Genomic DNA, 21,094 nt, shown 5'->3' on the forward strand with positions numbered 1-21,094 from the left:
CAGGAGTAAAGCGACCAATCATAAGAAACTGGCGTTGCCCTATCAGGCGGATTCTACTTTTTGGTTTAGCCCAAAAAGTAGACAAAAAACCCAAGGCTGCGCCCGCTTCCCTCGGAAAAGCTACGCGATGCCAACTAAAATTCCTGAAACTCGTCGTACCTCCTCAAACATCAGTAATTTTTTTACGTTGTCACCGCTTGTTTTCCGGCTCACCGGCCGAGGCCGAAGCCAGGAAGTAACTTATGATCATTGAAAATGCTGCATAAGCGGAACGGCCTCTTTTGGTATTTGCCCAGAGTTGAAATGAAACCTTAATGAGAGCGGGAAGCTCCGAGTGAGCGAGGAGATCACCCGTCCGAATTTAGGTTTTATGAAAACGGAGGGTGAAGATCAAAAGTAGCCTTGAACTTTCTGCTTCGTCTTTGCTTTAAGGCAAAGATGAAGGCCTCCGGCAGGAGAATAATGGTTGTAAAACGCACTTCAAACGGTTGCCCTTTTGTCCTTTTGTTAATATCCTGCTGACTTTCGCATTAGCATATGTTAATTAAAAACACGAACTTTTTAACGGTTTTTATTGTGCATTTCTGAACTGATCTTCTTAACTTATACAACATCAAAATAAATATTCATTCAATAACACACTGATTAAGTGCATAAACATTGACAACTATGAAACACAGCTTTAGATTTTTAAAGAAGAGTTTATTAATCCTGCTCTTCTTACCATTTGTAACGTTTGCTCAGGATAAGCCTAATATTTTAATCATTTTCCCAGATGATGTGGGCTGGAGCAATGTAAGCGCTTATGGACACGGCGTAATGGGATACACCACTCCCAACATCGACCGGATTGCCAATGAAGGTATCATGTTTACCGAACATTATGCGCAACCATCCTGCACAGCGGGTCGTGCGGCGTTAATTACAGGACAGTATCCCATTCGTAGTGGCATGACCACTGTTGGCAGACCGGGAGCTGAACTTGGTCTCAAAAAGGAGAGTCCTACTCTTGCCGAAGTTCTTAAAGAACAGGGTTATGCAACCGGACAATTTGGGAAAAATCACCTGGGCGACAGAAACTCGCACCTCCCAACAGTTCACGGATTTGATGAATTCTTTGGAAATCTTTATCACCTGAACACCCAGGAAGAGTACCAGCAAATGGATTATCCGCAAGATCCGGAGTATTTTAAAAAATTCGGAACACGTGGCGTACTACATACCTGGGCAACCGACGTGGATGACCCAACGGTTGATCCAAGGTTTGGAAAAGTAGGGAAACAAAAAATTGAAGATACCGGTCAACTGTCGAGAGAAAGAATGGAAACCGTAGATGAAGAATTTATGGAGGCAATGGTGGACTTCATGAAAAGAGCTAAAAATGATGATAAACCTTTTTTCGCCTGGTTTAATCCGAGCAGAATGCACATGTTCACCCACTTGAAACCCGAGCATCGATATCTGGCGTTACCTTACACTACCGAGCACGATTTTTATGGAAGTGGTATGATTGAACACGATATGATGATTGGAGAACTGCTCGACGAGCTGGAGAAAATGGGTGTATTGGAAAATACCATTGTTGTTTATTCAACCGATAATGGTCCTGAACACAGTGCCCGTACGCACGGTGGAACTACCCCTTTCAGAGGCGAAAAAATGACGACTTATGAAGGTGGTGTTCGGGTGCCAATGATGGTGATGTGGAAAGATAAAATTAAAGCAGGCCGGACACTTCGGGGCATTCAGGCGCATATGGATATTTTTACTACACTGGCCGCAGCAGCCGGGGTACCTGATGTTGTTGAAAAAATGGATAAGGAACGTCATCAGTATATCGACGGTGTAAATAACCTGGATTACTGGCTGGGTAAATCGGATGAAAGTAACCGGAATAATTATATTTATTACCACGAGTCTGATATACGGGCAGTGCGTATAAATCAATGGAAAATGCACTTTCAAACCAGTGAAGATTATTACGCACCTTATGTGAAGCAAAAGTTTCCGATCATGTACAATATCCATTTCGACCCCTACGAAAGTTTCGACAACCTTACGGACAGGTCGGACATGCTGCAACGAAAGCAATTTATTAACGAACCGATGCAGGAATTGCTTACTGAACACATTGAATCGCTGGTGGAATATCCACCCGTTCAAAAGGCAGCCAGCTTCGATTTTTCTGAGATAATCAGACAATTAAGTGAAGGAAAACAATAGCGAAAATTTAACGCGCTATTCATTAGTTTAAAAAACTTAAATAGCGTACCGGAGATATAAATGAAGGGCATCCACTCGCGATGCCCTTCATTTATTTTATGTTAACACCTTAGGTCTTTTTCAATAACATATGTTGATTAAGTAATAAATACTTTTTTGCCGTTTTTATTGTGTTTTTCTGATCAGATCTTCTTAACTTATAAAACCTTTATATCAGGTATTGTAGAAATTGATTCAATAACACACTGATTAAGTGCATAAACATTAAGAACTATGAAACACAATTTTAGCATGTTAAAGAGGAGTTTATTGATACTGCTCTTTTTTCCATTTGTAACTTTTGCACAGGATAAACCCAACATTCTTGTAATAATGGTAGATGATGTTGCGCCCAACGCGCTAAGCTGTTACAGCTTAGGATTGCAATATCCAACACCAAATATCGACAGGATTGCAAAAGAAGGCGTACTTTTTACCGACCACTATTCGCAACCCAGTTGTACGGCTGGTCGTGCTGCTTTTATAACCGGACAAAAACCGGTTCGTACAGGCTTAACCACCGTTGGGCAGCCCGGTAATCCGCTGGGTTTGCAAAAGGAAGATCCAACACTGGCCGAGTTGCTGAAACCGCTTGGTTATATGACCGCACAGTATGGTAAAAACCACCTGGGCGACCGTAACGAACACCTGCCAACCGTGCATGGTTTCGACGAATTTTTCGGAAACCTGTATCACCTGAATGTTTCGGAAGAAGAAGAACAGGCTGACTACCCGAAAAGCAAAGAATTCTATGAAAAATATGGCCCGCGTGGTATTATCGAATCGTATGCTTCCGATACTTACGACAATACGGTAGATACGCGTTTTGGTGTGATTGGAAAACAGAAAGTTACCGATACCGGAAAACTCACCAGTAAGCGTATGGAAACTTTCGACGAAGAGCTGGTAGCCAAAACCGAAGATTTTATGAAACGCGCACACGATGCCGGCAAGCCATTTTTTATCTGGCATGCAACAAGCCGTATGCACGTTTACACGCACCTGAAAGAAGAGTCGCGTAACCTGGCAACACCGATAAGTACCGATATGGATTTGTTTGGTTCGGGATTGATGGAACACGACGGACATGTTGGTGAAATACTGGATTACCTTGATGAGTTAGGCATTGCCGACAATACCATTGTAATTTATACTACTGATAATGGCCCGGAACAAAGTACCTGGCCCGATGCCGGAGTAACCATGTTCCGTGGCGAAAAAATGACGACGTACGAAGGCGGTGTTCGTGCGCCGTTCCTGGTACGCTGGCCTAAAAACATTCCTGCAGGATTAATCCGTAACGGTATTTCGGCGCACGAAGATGTGGTGCCTACCATTATGGCAGCCGTTGGCGAGCCTGAAATAAAAGACGAATTAAAAGCCGGGAAAACCATTGGCGATATGACCTACAAAGTGTATATCGACGGATTTAACAACCTTGATTACTGGGAAGGAAAAACCGACGAATCGGCACGAAACTATTTCTTCTACTACTATGAATCGGGTTTAACAGCTATGCGAGTAGGGCCGTGGAAAATGCACTTTGCCACCAAAGAGCGTTATTTCGACGATATGGTAACGCATACCATGCCACAGCTTTTTAACCTGCGGAAAGACCCGTTTGAAAAATATGACGATATCTATGGTTTCGAATTGATTATGCACAAATCGTGGGTAATGCAACCTGCCATTGGTATGTTAACGGAGCATTTGTCGAGCTTTAAGGATTATCCACCGCGTCAGGCTGCTGCTTCGCTCGATATTAATAAAGCGATTGATGCTATTTTGAAATCGGATACACGACAATAGAAACTATTTGATCAGTGAAACATAGTAAAAGGGCATCCAAACGGATGCCCTTTTTTATGATCGAAATGGATCGGATCCCTATCTCAAACACATTTGTTTGTGTACTCATCAGGTTAATGCCCCTGCCCAAAGCTTTTGCTACCACCAGTTGTGTTATGGGTATAAGAAAAAACACGATTTACACCAACTTCGGTTACCTGATGGCCTTAGAAAACGTGTTTGATACCCACTTCTTTCGCCTGTGGGTGTAAAAAAACAGGTTTGAAAGCTTCCCCAGCTGCTGGGGAAGCGATAAAACACGTTTGAAATGGACTTCTGTTACCTGGGGAAGAAAAAAAACACGTTTGAAACCGACTTCTGTCACCTGAGGGTGCAAAAAAACGCGTTTGAAACCAACTTCTGTCACCTGCGGAAGCTTTAAAATCAGTTAGATACGGATTTTATTGATTGTGGAAGTTTCGAAAGTCTGCGTGGAGTGTGAGTTTGGGGTTAAAACCCATCGATGCCCATTTGCTTAACCCCAGGCTTAAGCCTGGGGTTAGTGAATTCCCGCCAGTAAATGGGCTTTAGCCCCCAGTGCTATGTATTTATATACTGAGAGATAAACGATATGCGAGGATTTAAACCAATGTTGTTTTATTTTTTTATTATGCTAACTTTAAACTCCGAATAAAAACCATAGCCGTTGAATACATACCCTGAAATAACAGATAAAAAATTAGTAAGCATAATATGTGTTGTTATCATCCCGATATGGAGGTATAACAACCCCTTTTATCGCGCTATAAGCGATATAACAGCAATGATGATGCTCAGTAGTTGGCGGTAATATTGAGAGACCACCTGCACATGGAATAGACTAAAATAATATATGGAAAAACAGATATTTTACTTTGGTAAAACAACAAAATGGGATAGGATTACTATTTTCTTGTATTTAATCTTATCAATTGGATTAACTGTTTATTATAGGAACAATCCTCTTAACTATAAATTGCACAGAGATATTTTATTTGCGTATGCTTTTGGAACGCATTTCTTTCTTTATCTGTTTAATTACAAATCCTTGAGAAACTTGAAAGTTTATTTTGTTTGGTTCGCCTTTGGATTAATACAGCTGTTTATTTATTTTAAACTAAAAGACATTGATTATTTACAGAATGTAAAAGGACATGCTTCAACAGGATTAAGAAATACCGTTCCTCTGTTGATTCTTTTCCAAATATTACGATTTATAAGTGCAAAAACTCAAGGACAAGAATTGGTCGCTCCTGGCAAAGGTTCAACAACGGACTTGTTTGATGAGAGAAGAATTACAATTATTGACTTTATAGCATTTGCAATTTACATGGCGGCAATGATTTTATTATTTTTCTATGACTGAAATTAAACTATATAAATCACCATGGAAAGCAATAAAGCTACTCGGATTGACTATTCCACTCGTAGCTGTTGGAATTTGGTTGATTTTAAGAAATGAGAGTAGTCTCTTGGATAGGATTATGGGATGGATTGGTGTTCCATTTTTCGGATTTGGATTTTTCTTGGCATTTTTTCACATGTTCGATAAAAGACCTCAGATTATCATAAATGAAACTGGAATTTGGGATAGAACCACAAAACAGGACTTGATAAGCTGGAACCTGATTAAGAATGCGAAGCCTTTAAATATATTTGGACAGAAGTTTATAACCTTGACAATGGATAAATCATTTAAATCAAGGAATAAACAATATCGTTGGGCAAGAAAGTTAAGCAAAGAAGTTGGTTCGTCTGGATTGGATTTGCAATTAAGTCAAATAAAAATTAACCCTATGACAATGACCAAATTTATAAAAGAAATGATAAAAACAGATAAACAAAACAGACAAGGTTTGATAGATAAATACTTTGATAATCAATAAAATACTACCGCCAACATGCGGTCATAAAACATTTGGGGTGAAGTGGTTATTCGAGCATCCTGCCACGCATCAACTTTTGGTAACGGTGGATAGTAACGCAGCTCGCTCTCCCAAACGTTTCATACCGCAAAACCGTTGTGGTGCATTTTGGGAAATTGAATCTAAACTGAAAATATAGAAAATGACAGATGATGAACTAGATGATATTGAAAAAGAAATGAATGAAATTCATGAAAATTTCAAAAGATCAGAAATTGAAGGAGCTCAAAATATTTTAAGATACTTTGATCGAATTCATGATAAACTATTCACATTCAACAATATTCTAATTGCTGGTTATTTTGCTCTTTCTCAATTTTTCGAATCTTTTTCTGTATACGGAATTATTATACCTCTTCTCAATTTAGCATTGTTAATAATCATTGAATATCGTATGATGGAGAAAAGTAGATTTGACTCTCAGGTAACAAAAAAAACTAGTGAAGAAATTAATAAAAATGGAACAAACATAAATAAAACTACGAGGTATTCACTTTACTCAATTATATCAACATCGATTGTGGTCATTATTTTTATTTTTAATCTGTTCTCTCTTGATTCAAAAGCAATTAATACAATAAAAAACAATCAACCTATACAACAAGTCGTAGACACGATAGGGTCAGACGTTAATAACAACCTAATTATTGCTGCTTGGACTGACAATGAAACAGAAAATGCAACTCTTGCCTTTGATATAGATTCCGTTATCTACGTGGACTTATTGAAATACTATAAATACGAGCTTTTCAACGATACCTTGATTAGGTATTTTGAAGAAATGATTGACACCTCAATAATTGTCAAATTGAACAACGACTCTTTGATAATTAAAAACAAATATGGAACTGAAGAATATAAAAAATTTAATGAGTAATAAACCACCCCGCTAGCGCGGATTTGTAATCCGTGCCCTGGTCAAACAGACCCGGAAAGTGCAATTTACTGTGATTTTAATAGGACTAATAACCGTCAAAGAGCTAATGGATAGTAGTATTAAATAGTATTGCTTTTGGCAATGGCACGGATTGCAAATTAGCTTGAGGCTGATCTTCGATTCGCACCGGCGATGGGAAATCCGAACATAATATGTATTGTATGATTATAAAGTGACAGAAAATCACTATTTTACATAGAAATTAGTCTTTTAAATCCTACAATATGAAAACCAAGAACCTTCCTTATTTTATTCTGGTAGTAGTTATGTCTCTTACTTTTGCCAACAAAACGTATGGACAGGAAATATTACCATTTCCACCAACGCCTTCAGCTTCAAAGGCAGGAATAACCTTATCCGAGTCAACTCACCAAAAAAGACAAACGGTTAATCACCTCCCCGAGGACGCTCCCAACATTGTCATCATATTGATCGACGATGTAGGTCCCGGACAAGCCGGAACTTTTGGTGGCGAATTTAACACGCCTACTTTAAGCAAAATTGCTGAAGAAGGGATTTCTTACAACCGATTTCACTCTACAGCTATGTGTTCGCCTACCCGGGCTTCGTTACTAACCGGGAGAAATCACCACAAAGTTGGAAATGGTCAGATTCCGGAATACGCAAACGACTGGGATGGTTATACCGGAGTGATTCCCAGAAGTGCAGCAACCGTTGCAGAAGTACTAAAAAATTATGGTTATTCCACCTCCGCTTTTGGGAAGTGGCACAACACTGCGCCTGAAGAGTCAAGTGCTGCCGGTCCCTTCAACCACTGGCCTACGGGTTATGGCTTCGAATATTTCTACGGTTTTATGGCTGGCGATGCCTCGCAATACGAACCTACCTTATTTGAGAATACAACATTGGTTCCCGAGGAACACTTTCACAAAAAAGGCTATCACCTGAGTGAAGATTTGGCAGACCAGGCGATCAACTGGATGCGTCAACACAAAGCAATAGAGCCCGACAAGCCTTTTTTAATGTACTGGTCGAGTGGGGCGGTACACGGCCCCCACCACGTAACAAAAGAATGGGCTGATAAATACAAGGGGAAATTTGATGATGGCTGGGACGAGTACAGAAAGCGTGTTTATGAAAAGGCCAAAAAACTGGGATGGATACCTGAAAACGCAAAACTTACACCACGTCCGTCGACAATGCAAGCATGGGATGACATTCCTGAAGATGAAAGAGCATTCCAGCTGCGTTTGATGGAAGTGTATGCAGGATATGCAGAGCATGTGGATGCACAAGTTGGTAAAGTAATCGATGAACTTGACAATTTGGGCTATGAGGACAATACCCTGGTTTTCTATATATGGGGAGACAATGGCGCCTCGTCGGAAGGGCAACAAGGTACCCTTGCAGAGTTGCTGGCACAAAATGGTGTAAAAACAACTACAAAACAGCAAATTGAAGCACTCAATAAGATTGGTGGTTTGGATGAATTGGGAGGAAATAAAGTGGAAAATATGATGCATGCAGGATGGGCATGGGGAGGTAGTTCTCCTTACAAAGGAACCAAACTTGTAGCAGCTTACTTTGGTGGTACCCGTCAACCAATGGCGGTTAGATGGCCTAAGGTAATTAAACATGATAACATACCACGGTCTCAGTTTCACCATGTTAATGATATCGTTCCAACAATATATGATATACTCAATATTACCCCTCCGAGAGTTGTAAATGGGGCAGAACAAATGGAACTTGACGGGACCAGTATGAAATATACATTTGACGACCCAACTGCTGAAGGTAGAAAGGGTGCCCAGTATTTTGAAATCCACACAAGCCGGGGGATCTATAAAGATGGTTGGTTTGCCTGTGCATTTGGAGTTCGAACTCCGTGGGTACAAGGTCTTCCTGACTTCGATAATTGGGATCCAATGAAAGAACCCTGGGAATTGTACAATTTAGAAGAAGACTGGTCGCAAGCCAATGACCTGGCAAAAAGTAACCCGGATAAACTTGATGAGATGAAGAGTACCTTCCTGGTGGAGGCGGCCAGAAACAATGTATTGCCTATCGGTGGGACTTTTTGGTCGACAGCAGCCTTGCACCCCGAAGATGCTCCGGCTAGCCCAATGACAGAATGGAACTTCGCCGGGCCAATAAAACGAATTCCCGAAGCTGCTTCGCCTCGATTTGGAAGCACATCAAACCAAATGGATTTTGATGTTACGGTTCCCAAAAACGCGAATGGTGTATTGTGTGCTGTGGGTGGTTATCCAGGCGGAGTAAGCTTTTTTATAAAAGATGGATATCTGAACTATGAATATTGTTTTTTTCTGATGGATCGCACCAGGATTGTTGCCAGTGAAAAACTTCCTGCGGGTAAAGTAAATATTCAGCTTTTGTCGGAGCTGGAAAACGGGCCGGCCTCAGCTTTGAATATCACTATAAAAGTAAACGGGAAAGAGGTAGCAAAAGGAAAAGTACCTCGTTCCATTGCATCAACTATTTCCTATAACGATGGCTTTGATATCGGCCAGGACCTGGGATCGCCGGTTTCTGATGCCTATTTTGACAGCGCTCCATTTACTTTTAACGGGCAAATAAACAAGGTTGTGGCGAGGTATCTGGAATAGAAAGTATTTACGAATAGACACCAGTTGCCACATTTTTTATAAGTCATAGCAGGCAATGTAGTAAATATCAAAGTTTGTAGCCCGCTCAAACGGCATAGCGGTTCGACTGGAAACTACCACACAATCTGCTACTACTCATGCAATTTATCGTTGTACCCAAGCTTAAAAGCAAATTTATTTTCATGGTAGCATTGAGCCGAAAGAATCAATTGTAATTACAAATAATAATGATGAAGAATGGCTAAAGAATCGGAAATATTCAGTGACAAGATTCAGGATGATGCAATCATTATCAGGGAGGCTAAACCGGATATAGAAGATGGTCTTGTATTTGCCCAATTCTTTGATGAAGCTTCTGAAGGATTTTTTAAATCAATTTTAGGAATAAAAACATATGAAATTATAGCAGATGCTTTTGTGAAGTCAAACAATGAATATTCATTTGAGAATGCAATAATGATTGAATATAAAGGCAAAATTGTTGGAATGGTATCGGGTTATACCTATTCAGAAAAACAAGGATTTAAGAAAAATATTCTTTCTGAATTCCCTAAAGGAGCAAAACTAAGAATCATGATGTTTTTAGTTATTGGAAAAGTGCTATCACGTTTTCTTGGTCCTCGTGGAAAAGAAGATTATTATTTACAATCCATTGCAGTAAGTATTCAAATGCGTGGGAAAGGGCTTGGACAAAGATTGATGAAACATATAGGCGAAATTGCTATTGATAAAGGATCTAAAACTTTGTCATTGGATGTTTCAAGTAAAAATGAAAATGCAATAAACAGTTATAAAAAATTTGGAATGGAAATATTTTCCTACTGGCCTAACTTTTTAAAATTACCACCTGTATTTACACGAATGGTGAAAGAACTTTAAATTTGTTGATGACTGATAATAAACTATTCTTACGTTGCCAATTCATAAAATAAAAATAGAAAAAGCCAGTTTACAACAAATAATAAAGAGCAAATGGCAGTTTAGTTGAACGCGACAATTTGGAAATCAAAGAAATCGTCGCAATATGGAAATTTACGCAGGCTAATGTCAAACGCACCATATTCAAACCGTTGTTATTCATTACAAAAATAAACTATACAAACCATGAAAAGCAAAATTCTAACAATAATATTAGTCTTATTTACTCAAATAAATTTCGGACAAAATTTACCGTTATTAAAAATTAGCAATGACAAGAATTATATTGTAAATCAATCTGACGAACCATTTTTTTGGTTGGGAGGAACTGCATGGGAATTGATACATCGCTGCGATACAGAGGAAATTGATACATACCTGACTGATAGAGCGGAAAAAGGATTTACCGTAATCCAAACAGTAATTCTTGCAGAATTGGACGGATTAAATACTCCAAACGTTTATGGGGAAAAACCACTAATAAATAATGATCCGACGAAATTAAACGAACGATATTTTACCACAGTTGATTATGTGTTGGAGAAAGCAAATGAACTAGGTGTTTATATAGCCTTGCTGCCGTCATGGGGCGATAAATTCAATAAAAAATGGGGCGCCGGACCAGAAATATTTAATACCGAAAATGCTAAAATTTACGGCAGACTTTTGGCAAAAAGGTATCTTAAATACAATAACCTGGTATGGATTCTTGGAGGTGACAGACCTCTTGAGAATGAAAACCATTTTGAAATAATTAGTGCAATGGCAATGGGTATTAGAGAGGTCGATAAAAATCATTTAATAAGTTTTCATCCTGTTGGCGCAAAAAAGGCCACAGATTTCATTAATGACAGATGGCTTGATTTTGATATGTACCAAAGCGGACATAGCAGAACTGCTAAAGAGTATTCTTATGTGCTAAATAGTAAAAAATCGTCAACAAAGCGACCAATAATAAATGGTGAAGCCAGATATGAAAACATACCTGACAGGTTTTGGGAAGAAAAGCCGCATGGTTGGCTTGACGATGCTGATGTTAGAGTTTCTGCATATTGGAGCATAATTGCAGGAGCTGCAGGATATACATACGGCTGTAATGATATTTGGCAAATGTATGAAATTAGCAAAGAGCCTATAATAAATGCACGGACCGATTGGAAAGCTGCACTTCAGTTACCTGGTTCAACTCAAATGGGTTACATGAGGCAAATCTTCGAGAAACTACCATGGCAAAAAATGATACTTAATCAAAGTTTGATACTAAACACCAATCCAGAGGACGAATCATATATTTTAAGTGCAATTAGTTCAGACCAACAAGTTGTTATTGCCTATACACCGAAAGGAGATCCAATAAAGATTGATCTGTCAAAAATAGATTCAAATAGAATAAACGCATATTGGTTTAATCCGCGAAGTGGAACAACAAAACGTATTGGTAATTTTGAGACGATCACACCCCATGAGTTTGAGCCTTGGTCAGGCGGCTGGGGAAGTGATTTTCTTTTAATATTGACAGCAGAAAATTATAAGATAGATTTTCAGGATTTGAATTAATAACGTTTTGTAACACTATGCACTCGCGCCAATCCTTCAGCCGACGGAAGGTGTGTCTTCGGTAGAATTGAGATGAACAAACTTTCAGCCGTTGGCTGACGGATCGGGACGCACCAGCAGTGTTTAACCTCCCTGCTGCGCAAATCCTTTCGCGTGGTGTTGAAAACAATAAGGAAGAAAATAGTAAGATTGGAAGAGCAACTAAATCAAAACAAAGATTAAAAACAATATGGAATACCACGGATCTTGTTTGTGCAAAGGAGTTCAATTTAAAATTATTGGCGATTTTGAAAGTTTTTATCTGTGTCATTGCAGCTATTGCCGGAAAGATACCGGATCGGCACATGCCGCCAATTTATTTTCAACAAGCGCTAAGCTGGAGTGGACAAAACGAGATACTGAAATCAGCGTTTTTCAGCTCCCCGATAGCAGACATGCCAAAGCATTTTGTGCCACATGTGGTTCGGCATTACCCAACTTACAAATGAACGGTAAACTTTTGGTGGTTCCGGCCGGATGTTTGGATACTGAACTGGATAAACGCCCCGATGCCCATCTATTTATTTCCAGTAAAGCGGCCTGGGATGAGGCGCTGGAGGAAATAAAAAAGTTTGAGCGTTTGCCCGAATAATTGGAAATGGGTACCGGTTGGATTTACAATCCGTGCCCTGGTGAAAATAATTCACTGTTGGTATAAGCTTCATTTATTCGGCTAATTTCTTTTTCATTTTCTCCAGCAAAGTGCTTATTCGTATTGGTTTAACGATAAAGTCGTCACACCCGGCTTTCAACGCATTTTCTTTATCGGTGGTAGAGGCATAAGCTGTTTGTACAATTATTTTTATTTTACTGTGGCTTTGTTTAATTTTTTTTGCCACATCAAGCCCGCTTATATCGGGTAATCCTATATCGAGTAGAACAATATCAGGAGGATTATTTTGTATTTGCTGAAGTGCATCGTTGCCTGTAACAGCAAACGAAAGTAAAGGATAGTTTTTGCTGAGTACATGTTTGAAAAAAAGACGGCTGTCTTCGTTGTCCTCCACTACCAACACCTTGTATTGGCTCGACAAAGATTCGGAATGTGATTGTTTGTCAGACAGGTTTTTATCGATATTGTCGAGGAGTGATTTGTTGTAAACAGGCAGACTAAACCAGAATTTAGTTCCTATTCCCGGTGCCGATTTCATATGAATTTCGCTACCCATAAGTTCGAGTAGTTTTTTTACTATCGATAATCCCAGTCCGGTGCCGCCGTATTTTCTTGATACGCCCGATTCGGCTTGCATAAAACGTCCGAATATACTTTGCTGTTTTTCCAAAGGTATTCCAATACCGGTGTCGGTAACAAAAAACTCCAGATGTGTATTATCAGAGTTTGAAACACCAAATTCGATGGTTCCTGACTTCGTAAAACGAATTGCATTATCAAGTAAATTGGAGATAATCTGTGTTATTCTTACGTCATCGCCATTAATCATTAGCGATTTATCGGTTTCACGCAATATTAATTCAACATTAGTATTCGGCGAGGTCTGCATCCGGTTCTGAAAAATAGAATACAGATTGTTTAATAGGGCGTTTACGTGGAATGGTTTCACTGAAAATGAGACCAAGCCGGTTTCCAGACGCGACAAGTCCAGAATATCATCAATTATTTTCAGCAATCCGGAAGAGCTTTGATTAATGATATCGGCAAATTCACGCTTGTTGGCTGTGCTGATATTTTCTTCTTGTGCTAAAATATTGCTGAATCCGACTATACCATTCAATGGTGTTCTTATTTCGTGGCTTACATTGGCCAGAAATGCCGATTTCAGGCGTTCGCTTTCTTCTGCCTTTTCTTTTGCATCAACAAGGTCTTGCATCAGCCTTTTTTTCTCCGTGATATCATGAATAATACTGTGCCACACGATTTGCCCTTTGTAATCGATTTCATTTCTAAAAACTTCCACATCGCGAATTTCGCCAGATCGTAGCCGGTGTTTTAATTCAAGGTGATATCGTTTCCAGTTCTTCTGTTGCACCATCACCTGTTCTTGTTGTTCGTTTTCAGAGGCATTTATGTTTGTGATGGTCATTTTCTCCAGTTCTTTAACACTATAACCATAAAAATCTGCAGCAGCTTTATTTGCTCTTACAATTTGCCCGTTTTCAGGATTTATTAGCAATTTAACAGCAATATGTTCCTCAAAAAGCTGACGATAGGCTTGCTCGTTGGCCTCCAGCTCTTTTTTTATCTGCATTCGTTGTGTAATATCGGGAGCAACACTTAGTGCCAGCTTTTTCCCTCCACTTTCGCCAAGCGGAGAGGTATGGAAATTCCAAATACGCTTTTCTCCGTTGTGTGTAGCAATTTCATAATCGCCGCTAAAAACTGTTTGGTCGAGGTCGACGACTTCGAGAAGGTGATTCTCCACTTCTTCAGCTTGTGTTTTTGTGAAAACCCTTCTTGTCCACTCTTTTATGGTAGGCATTTCATCAATTGTATAACCCGAAAGCTGCTGCCATCCCTGGCTGAGATATAGAATTTTTCCGTATTCGTCGAATACCATGATGGGTATTGGAGCCAGGAGGACAGCTTTTCGAAATCGTTCCTCGCTCTTTACAAGTTGTTCTTGCGATAGTTTACGCTCAGTTATATCTTGAATTGTTCCGAGCATTTGCACCGGATTCCCTTTTTCATCGTAGCGAAGTTCTCCAAGTCCGTGCACCCATCTTTCAGCTCCATCGCTTTTTCGAATAATTTTATATTCCTTATTAAATATTTGTTTCTTACCAATTACTTCGTTTAGCAGGTAATCCATCATCTGTTCCTGATACTCCGGATGAATTATGGTACTCCAACTTTCAGAGGTTCTGGAATGTTTATCGTCTATTCCAAAAATATTGTCTAAGGCCGCTGATGAAGTCCATATATCACTTAAAATATCGAATTGATAAGTGCCGATATTTCCTACTCGTTGCGATTCTGTAAACCAATACTCACGTTCACGGTAACGTGCTTCACTTTCTTCAAGTGCTTGTTGATGTATTCTGTTTTCGGTTTGGTCCCGAAAAACAAGAACCACTCCTACAATCTGGTTATTAATAATAATTGGTGCACCACTATCAGCTATAGGAATTTCGTTTCCATCTTTCGATAGTAGTATAGTGTGATTAGCAAGTCCAACAACTTTTCCGTATTTCATAACCTTCGAAAAAGGACTTTCCACCTTTTTACGGGAGTGTTCGTTAACAATATGGAACACTTCGTCGAGATTCTTTTTATACACGTCTTTGGCCTTCCACCCGGTAAGCCTCTCAGCCTCCGGATTTATTTGAGTAATTCGGCCTTTTATATCAGTACAAATAACAGCATCACCAATGCTTAATAATGTTGTTCTGTACATTTCTTCTGCTTTCCTGATCTGTTGTTCATTCGATAGATATCGTTCGATTAGCTGAAATAGTTTGCCGATTAGCGTTAAGGCAACAGGAAATATAAGCATAACCGGAAGCCATATATGTTGTAAGGTTTGCATGGGATGATCGGGCAAGAGTAGCTGACTTGCTAGCATTGCAAGGTGGCTTATAATGCCAACTGCATACAAAACGGCAGTATTGATATTTTGGGTTTTCTTCTTAAGAATAGTTCTGAAAAATAAGCCAATAATCCCTGAAGCAACAATTGTAGCCAGTCCTGCCCAGATTCCGGCACCACCCAGAAATACCCTGTAAGCGCCTGCTATAATTACAGTAAGCAGTGTCGCCAATCCTCCTCCCCATAAACCTGCTAGGGTTATAACAATAGAGCGGCCATCGTAAAATATGCCCGGTTCGTGTTGGTAAGGCAAAAGCATTGCTGCAATAGCTACTATCCCGAACCAAACACCGCTAATAATTTGAAATTGTAACTTTTTTTTACCAAAGTAATACTTAATGGTTCCATACAGGAACGAAAGGGTAATAAGAAGAGCCGCATTTTGGATTAAGGCTTGAAACATTTCCAATGGTTTTTTAGTTAAAAATTTACGCAGTAAGCGGGCAATGTTTTTCCTTCAATACTGGCGTGGAAAATAATAAAAAATATTGTTGTATACAGATTATATAAGTGATATATACTTTATAAAGCAAGAGTAGGATGCTAATGAAAGAGGCATTCTGGCACTGACCGCTGGTGATAAATCAATTCTTGCATGCAGTTGTTTTGCTATCAATGCTTTATATTTGATAGACAAAACTGTTAATCCATGAAGTTGAAAGAAATTCGAATACTTGTATTTCTGTTGATCTTGCCGGCACTTTTGTTTGCGCAGGAAGATTCATTGGTCGGTCAGAAAACAACACCTTACGATCTGCTGTCAAGCTATTACAACCAGGATTTTAAGCCCTTTCAAAAAGGTAATTTTTATGTGGGACTGGCCTTTTCGGTAACCGATAAAAACCTTACCAATACCAATTACCTGATTCAACAGGTGGTTGAGGGCGACCGGCTCGACTACAATGTGTTGTTAAAAGGCGGTTATTACACCGGCGATTACGGAATGGCGATTATTAACTTCAATTATTTCCAGGACCGCTTTGGTGGTACCGTTTTTCAGGATCCCGACACCGTGCAGTCGAACACCCTAAAACGCGGGTTTGCAGTTAGTCCGGGATTTCGTTCGTCGGTGCCGTTAACACCAAACGAGCGACTGAGTTTTTTCACCGAATTTGGGTTTACGCTGGGCGGCAACAGCTCGCTTACACGTGATATCAGGAATATCGACGAGATGAATAAAACACACAAAAAGGAGTTCATTTTTGGCGTGGGATTAAGCCCGGGAATAACCTTTTTTGCCATGGAAAATTTTGCTTTCGAAGTGCAGCTGAACAACGTTTTGGGCTACAAACTAAATGTTGCACGAAGCAGTGTTAACGAAGGCCCCGAATCAAAACAGGTGCGCCAGAATGTCGACTTTCGGATTAACCTGCTTTCGCTCGACCTTGGGCTGGCCTATTATTTTGGAGCCAAGAAAAACAGAAAGGGGGCAGGCAAATGAAAAGGTCAGTATACATAGCAGCAATTCTTTTGGTGTTGTTCTCCTGTGTTAAGGAAGATCATTTTGGATTGTCGCCCTACGGAAATATTAAAAAGTTCCTGGTAAGCAACCAGGCCGGCAATGCCATAATCGACACCGATAAGCAAACCGTTACCATTGAAATTCCCGGAGGCGTTGAGCTTTCGTCGCTGGTAATCCAGGAAATGGAACTTTCGTCGTTTGCCACTGCCGATAAAACTGTTGGCGATGTTATCGACCTGAGCGGTGAGGCCATCATCAATGTAGTTGCCGAAGATGGCAGTGCGTATGTGTGGACTATCGAATCGTTTGTTGCATCGGATACACCGCAACTGAATAACGCCGATTTGAATACCTGGTATAAAACCAGTTCGGGTTATTACGAGCCAGGCACCGATGCGGCTTCCACCATTTGGGGCACCGGAAACCAGGGCACCCAGATTTTGGGAAAAATTGCCACAACACCTTACGATTTGGGTAATGGAAATAATGCTGCTCTTATGGAGACCTATGATCTGGGGTTGGCCGGTGTTCCCTTAAAAACACCTATTGCCGCCGGATCGTTGTTTACCGGTTATTTTGACTCTGATAAACTGGATCCAACCGACCCCGAAGCTGCCGTGATATTTGGAACGCCGTTTACAGGGCGGCCCGATAAAATCCGTTTTACCTACTCTTATGTGCCGGGAGCGGTGAATAAAGACCGGTATGGCAATGTGCTGGATTACGACGATAATTGCGACATTTATGTGTTTCTGGAAGTGCGTTTGGGCGGAGAAATACAACGTTTGGGAACCGCCTGGTTTCGCAGCGATGAAAACCAACCGGAAATGATCACCAAAGAAATGGAGGTGGTTTATGGTCCGCTTGATAACTCGTACCCCGATTATATGAAACCGGATGACGGGAATTTTGTGTCGGGTGATTCCGCAACTTATATGTTGCCTACACATATTTCCTTTGTGGCTTCGTCGAGTTACGATGGTGCCAACTTTGCCGGAGCTGTTGGCAGCAAACTTATTATCGACGATGTGGAAATGGTTTACGATGAGGAATAAAAAAAGCTTCTACGGGTGCAGAAGCTTTAAATAGTTGAACTGAAGTGGATCTATTTGCTATCAATCTTTCTTTCCCCAGGTGAGCACAATAACCAGTCCCATAATTGCCAGTAATAAGGTATAGGCAATAACGTCAACTACCAATACCTTTAGGTTGTAAAGGGTGGTCATGGAGTACATCATCAAATCCATGGTTAGCGCCATTAGCAAACCAACCAGAGCACCTGTTTTTATGCCATCTCCAATTCCCGAAGCACCAGACCATTTAAGGATCAGCGTTAAAAGTAATCCTAAAATCAGGTTTGATAAGATCATGGCCCACCAAACCATTTCAGTGTCTAATCGGTTGGCACATGCGTTGGAATTGGCTTCCATAAAACCTGCCAGCAGGAATCCATAAACCAACCATCCGAGAAAGAAAAAGGTGATTCCGCCAAAAAGAGTTCCCCTTAAAATTTTCATAATTATTTTTTTAAAAGTTTAGTGGTGATAATTTATTCAAAAAGCTTCGATAAATCTTAACAGACGAGTCAATAGGTTTATATTTAGCTTATTAGTGTCAACAACCAAAACAATTTTCGAATTTTACATTCAACTTTTTTACAATTGCGGGCTGTTCGACCCAAAAAATTATAATTTTAACGATCCTGAAAAATTTAATGATGAGAGTAACACTATTTTGCGTGCTGCTATGGGCAGTATTTACACTGAATGGATTTTCACAGCAGAGTGATAATGATTTACGTTTAAAAAGCTTTCACACCATCTCGAGCAACGAGTTAATGGAGTTTGCCACCGAACTGAGCGCTGATAAATACGCGGGGCGTTTGTCGGGCTCCCCGGAGTATATGGAAGCTGCCAAATGGTGTGCATCGAAGTTCGAAGAGTGGGGTGTTAAGCCTGCAAACAACGGCAGTTACTTTCAGTATTTCCCAAACGAATATTCTGAAGTGAACTCCTTGGGGGCTGTGGTTTATTTTAACGGAGATGAAAAAACTTACCTCGATTTTCCGGAAGACTATATACCGGGCTCCAACTCGGCAAGTGGCACGGTTCAGGCCGAACTGGTTTATGTTGGCCATGGAATTACGGCTCCTGAACTGGGTTACGACGACTATAAGAGCGTAGATGTAAAAGGCAAAATTATCATTCTTGAAAGCGGAACGCCGTACACCAAAAACGATGAGACACTGGGCAAGTGGACGCCTTACGCTTATCACCGTTACAAATTCAGAAATGCGGTGAAACACGGTGCTGCAGGAATGATCTATGCCAGCAAGCTGGCCAATCCGAACACGGTTAATCTCGAGGATTTTGTTTATGCACACGTTGATACAAAAGTTGTTGAGCAGATTATGGCCGATGCCGGAAAAGATTACCGGCAAATTCGCGAGCAGTTGAAAAATATGGAAACACCATCGTTTGAGCTGCCGGCAGAACATAAAGTGTTTATCCGCGCCGAAACAAAATATTTCCCCGATGCGCAGGCTTGCAATGTGGTGGCCATGATCGAAGGTTCCGATCCGGAATTGAAAGATGAAGTAATAATTATCGGCGGCCATCTCGACGGGCAGGGGCAAATGGGCGATGTAACATTCTCCAGTGCACTCGATAATGTATCGGGTATCAGCGATATTCTGGGGGCGGCAAAAGCTTTGGCAACATCCGAAGTTAAGCCAAAACGTTCGGTACTTTTTATTCTTCTTGGTGGCGAAGAATGTGGTTTGTACGGCTCGAAATATTACTGCAAAAATCCGCTGTTCCCGGTAGAGAAAACCAAAATGATGATCAATCTGGATATGGTTGGAAACGGCAACGCATTTTATGTGTCGGGAGGAAAAACGCACAGCCAGTTGTTCAGTCATTTTGAAAAAGCCAATACTAATTTTATCCACCGCGAAATGGGGGCTTCGGCAGTTACGAAAAACTATGGTCGGCCACGTTCCGATGCATCGGTTTTTGAAGATGCCGGTATAAAAACATTTGGCCTGTGGACCCGCAACTCGGTGTATCCGGTGCACTACCATATGCCTGCCGACAAAACAAATGTGTTAACTCCCGAAATTATGGAAGATGCCGCAAAACTGCTTTATCTGGGCGTTTTAGGCGTGGCAAACGACACGAAACTCTAGCGGCGGTAAAAGATCAGTTCAACTTTTTATCGATTTGTCTTGTTACTCTGCTAATACTACTTGTATGGCACCTATGAAATCGAAAAAAGAACACTTTAAGCAAACCCTGCTCGATCTGGCGAAACGAAAAGATCTCGTTCCGGGGATTTATAATTATTGCGATCGTTGGTGCGAACGATGTACCATGACGCAGAAATGTTTGACCTATTTGCACGAACAGGAAAACAAAATTGAAGATGATGTGCTAAATCCCGATGAAGAGAATAAATACTTTTGGGACCAGATACGCCTGGCCTGGGAAGTGACCATTGAAATGATTGAAGAGGATGCCGACAAAGAGGGGATCGACCTGAGCGATGTTGAAGATATTGAATTGCCCGAACACATAGAAACACCACTGGAAGTACAAGCGAGGAATTACGGGATCAACATTCATAAATGGATGAATAAAAACAAGGAGTTTTTCGCGACCAAAGCTGAAAAGCTGGTGATGATCGACGACGATGAGTCGATGATAAAATACCGTGATGCAGCAGAGGTAATTCAGTGGTACAGTGCTTTTATCGGGGCTAAAGTTCACCGTGCTCATTTGGAGCTGGAACAGCGGCAAAACGATCCGGAGGATGAATACGGTTTGTACGCCGATAACCTGGGATCGGCAAAAATTGCCATAATTGCCATTAAACGATCAATGGATGCACTGTCGGTATTCTACTCCGGTTTTAGTGAAATGGAAGACGAAATCCTGCAGTTTTTACTCGAGCTGTCGCAAATAAAAAAGCAAATGCTAAAAACATTTCCGGGCGTAATGGAATTCAAACGACCGGGATTTGATGATTAATTTC

At 40.5% G+C, this 21,094-nt stretch carries 15 protein-coding genes; 13 read left to right on the plus strand and 2 right to left on the minus strand.

Going from position 1 to position 21,094, the window contains the following annotated elements; translation table 11 throughout:
- Positions 1-669 precede the first annotated feature (669 nt).
- The 9 genes from LH29_RS01920 (at position 670) to LH29_RS01960 (ending at position 12,648) form a co-directional block, all read left to right on the plus strand.
- Complete coding sequence (locus LH29_RS01920) at positions 670-2,223, plus strand: arylsulfatase (protein WP_082063375.1); 1,554 nt, start codon at positions 670-672, stop codon at positions 2,221-2,223.
- Positions 2,224-2,496: 273 nt separating this feature from the next.
- Positions 2,497-4,071: an arylsulfatase gene (locus tag LH29_RS01925; RefSeq protein ID WP_082063376.1), complete on the plus strand. Its 1,575-nt coding sequence runs from the start codon at positions 2,497-2,499 to the stop codon at positions 4,069-4,071.
- A gap of 871 nt (positions 4,072-4,942) precedes the next feature.
- Positions 4,943-5,455, plus strand: coding sequence for a hypothetical protein (locus LH29_RS01930; protein WP_045025863.1), 513 nt, complete (start codon positions 4,943-4,945; stop codon positions 5,453-5,455).
- Entirely contained in the window at positions 5,448-5,975 is a 528-nt protein-coding gene (locus LH29_RS01935) for an STM3941 family protein (RefSeq protein ID WP_045025864.1), read from the plus strand. Before LH29_RS01930 ends, LH29_RS01935 begins: the two co-directional genes overlap by 8 nt.
- Before the next feature lie 181 nt (positions 5,976-6,156).
- Complete coding sequence (locus LH29_RS23565; RefSeq protein WP_052670544.1) at positions 6,157-6,891, plus strand: hypothetical protein; 735 nt, start codon at positions 6,157-6,159, stop codon at positions 6,889-6,891.
- Between the two features lie 284 nt (positions 6,892-7,175).
- Positions 7,176-9,542 carry an arylsulfatase gene (locus LH29_RS01945; protein WP_045025865.1) on the plus strand — a complete coding sequence of 789 codons (2,367 nt, stop codon included), beginning with the start codon at positions 7,176-7,178 and terminating at the stop codon, positions 9,540-9,542.
- Positions 9,543-9,779: 237 nt separating this feature from the next.
- Positions 9,780-10,421, plus strand: coding sequence for a GNAT family N-acetyltransferase (locus tag LH29_RS01950; protein WP_045025866.1), 642 nt, complete (start codon positions 9,780-9,782; stop codon positions 10,419-10,421).
- Positions 10,422-10,646: 225 nt separating this feature from the next.
- Entirely contained in the window at positions 10,647-12,017 is a 1,371-nt protein-coding gene (locus LH29_RS01955; RefSeq protein WP_045025867.1) for a glycoside hydrolase family 140 protein, read from the plus strand.
- 229 nt (positions 12,018-12,246) lie between these two features.
- Positions 12,247-12,648 (plus strand): GFA family protein, encoded by a 402-nt coding sequence (locus tag LH29_RS01960; RefSeq protein WP_045025868.1) that lies wholly within the window; start codon positions 12,247-12,249, stop codon positions 12,646-12,648.
- A 73-nt stretch (positions 12,649-12,721) separates the two neighbouring features.
- Here LH29_RS01960 and LH29_RS01965 read toward each other — a convergent pair whose 3' ends face one another.
- Positions 12,722-16,003: a PAS domain S-box protein gene (locus LH29_RS01965; protein WP_045025869.1), complete on the minus strand. Its 3,282-nt coding sequence runs from the start codon at positions 16,001-16,003 to the stop codon at positions 12,722-12,724.
- Positions 16,004-16,249: 246 nt separating this feature from the next.
- Here LH29_RS01965 and LH29_RS01970 point away from each other — a divergent pair, with 246 nt between their 5' ends.
- Together LH29_RS01970 and LH29_RS01975 are read left to right on the plus strand one after the other, a co-directional pair.
- Entirely contained in the window at positions 16,250-17,041 is a 792-nt protein-coding gene (locus tag LH29_RS01970) for a hypothetical protein (protein ID WP_045025870.1), read from the plus strand.
- Positions 17,038-18,117 carry a PCMD domain-containing protein gene (locus tag LH29_RS01975; RefSeq protein ID WP_045025871.1) on the plus strand — a complete coding sequence of 360 codons (1,080 nt, stop codon included), beginning with the start codon at positions 17,038-17,040 and terminating at the stop codon, positions 18,115-18,117. Before LH29_RS01970 ends, LH29_RS01975 begins: the two co-directional genes overlap by 4 nt.
- A 60-nt stretch (positions 18,118-18,177) precedes the next feature.
- On the opposite strand, the gene LH29_RS01980 is transcribed toward LH29_RS01975, so the two are convergent.
- A complete protein-coding gene (locus LH29_RS01980) occupies positions 18,178-18,579 on the minus strand; it encodes a hypothetical protein (protein WP_045025872.1) in 402 nt (133 codons plus the stop codon).
- 200 nt (positions 18,580-18,779) lie between these two features.
- Between LH29_RS01980 and LH29_RS01985 the strand changes: the two genes are divergently transcribed.
- Positions 18,780-20,249, plus strand: a complete 1,470-nt coding sequence (locus LH29_RS01985) for a M28 family peptidase (protein WP_232302808.1) — start codon at positions 18,780-18,782, stop codon at positions 20,247-20,249.
- A 64-nt stretch (positions 20,250-20,313) separates the two neighbouring features.
- Positions 20,314-21,090 carry a hypothetical protein gene (locus LH29_RS01990; RefSeq protein WP_045025873.1) on the plus strand — a complete coding sequence of 259 codons (777 nt, stop codon included), beginning with the start codon at positions 20,314-20,316 and terminating at the stop codon, positions 21,088-21,090.
- Positions 21,091-21,094 lie beyond the last annotated feature (4 nt).

The sequence above is a fragment of the Draconibacterium sediminis genome, from assembly GCF_000949475.1.
In the GTDB taxonomy this organism is placed as follows: domain Bacteria; phylum Bacteroidota; class Bacteroidia; order Bacteroidales; family Prolixibacteraceae; genus Draconibacterium; species Draconibacterium sediminis.

What these genes read in the sequence shown, in the direction of transcription:
- LH29_RS01975 (WP_045025871.1), top strand. Translation starts at nt 17,038, where the DNA reads ATGAAAAGGTCAGTATACATAGCAGCAATTCTTTTGGTGTTGTTCTCC.
- LH29_RS01930 (WP_045025863.1), top strand. Translation starts at nt 4,943, where the DNA reads ATGGAAAAACAGATATTTTACTTTGGTAAAACAACAAAATGGGATAGG.
- LH29_RS01960 (WP_045025868.1), top strand. Translation starts at nt 12,247, where the DNA reads ATGGAATACCACGGATCTTGTTTGTGCAAAGGAGTTCAATTTAAAATT.
- LH29_RS01925 (WP_082063376.1), top strand. Translation starts at nt 2,497, where the DNA reads ATGAAACACAATTTTAGCATGTTAAAGAGGAGTTTATTGATACTGCTC.
- LH29_RS01950 (WP_045025866.1), top strand. Translation starts at nt 9,780, where the DNA reads ATGGCTAAAGAATCGGAAATATTCAGTGACAAGATTCAGGATGATGCA.
- LH29_RS01965 (WP_045025869.1), bottom strand. Translation starts at nt 16,003, where the DNA reads ATGTTTCAAGCCTTAATCCAAAATGCGGCTCTTCTTATTACCCTTTCG.
- LH29_RS01980 (WP_045025872.1), bottom strand. Translation starts at nt 18,579, where the DNA reads ATGAAAATTTTAAGGGGAACTCTTTTTGGCGGAATCACCTTTTTCTTT.
- LH29_RS01945 (WP_045025865.1), top strand. Translation starts at nt 7,176, where the DNA reads ATGAAAACCAAGAACCTTCCTTATTTTATTCTGGTAGTAGTTATGTCT.
- LH29_RS01990 (WP_045025873.1), top strand. Translation starts at nt 20,314, where the DNA reads ATGGCACCTATGAAATCGAAAAAAGAACACTTTAAGCAAACCCTGCTC.
- LH29_RS01970 (WP_045025870.1), top strand. Translation starts at nt 16,250, where the DNA reads ATGAAGTTGAAAGAAATTCGAATACTTGTATTTCTGTTGATCTTGCCG.
- LH29_RS01955 (WP_045025867.1), top strand. Translation starts at nt 10,647, where the DNA reads ATGAAAAGCAAAATTCTAACAATAATATTAGTCTTATTTACTCAAATA.
- LH29_RS01935 (WP_045025864.1), top strand. Translation starts at nt 5,448, where the DNA reads ATGACTGAAATTAAACTATATAAATCACCATGGAAAGCAATAAAGCTA.
- LH29_RS01985 (WP_232302808.1), top strand. Translation starts at nt 18,780, where the DNA reads ATGAGAGTAACACTATTTTGCGTGCTGCTATGGGCAGTATTTACACTG.
- LH29_RS01920 (WP_082063375.1), top strand. Translation starts at nt 670, where the DNA reads ATGAAACACAGCTTTAGATTTTTAAAGAAGAGTTTATTAATCCTGCTC.
- LH29_RS23565 (WP_052670544.1), top strand. Translation starts at nt 6,157, where the DNA reads ATGACAGATGATGAACTAGATGATATTGAAAAAGAAATGAATGAAATT.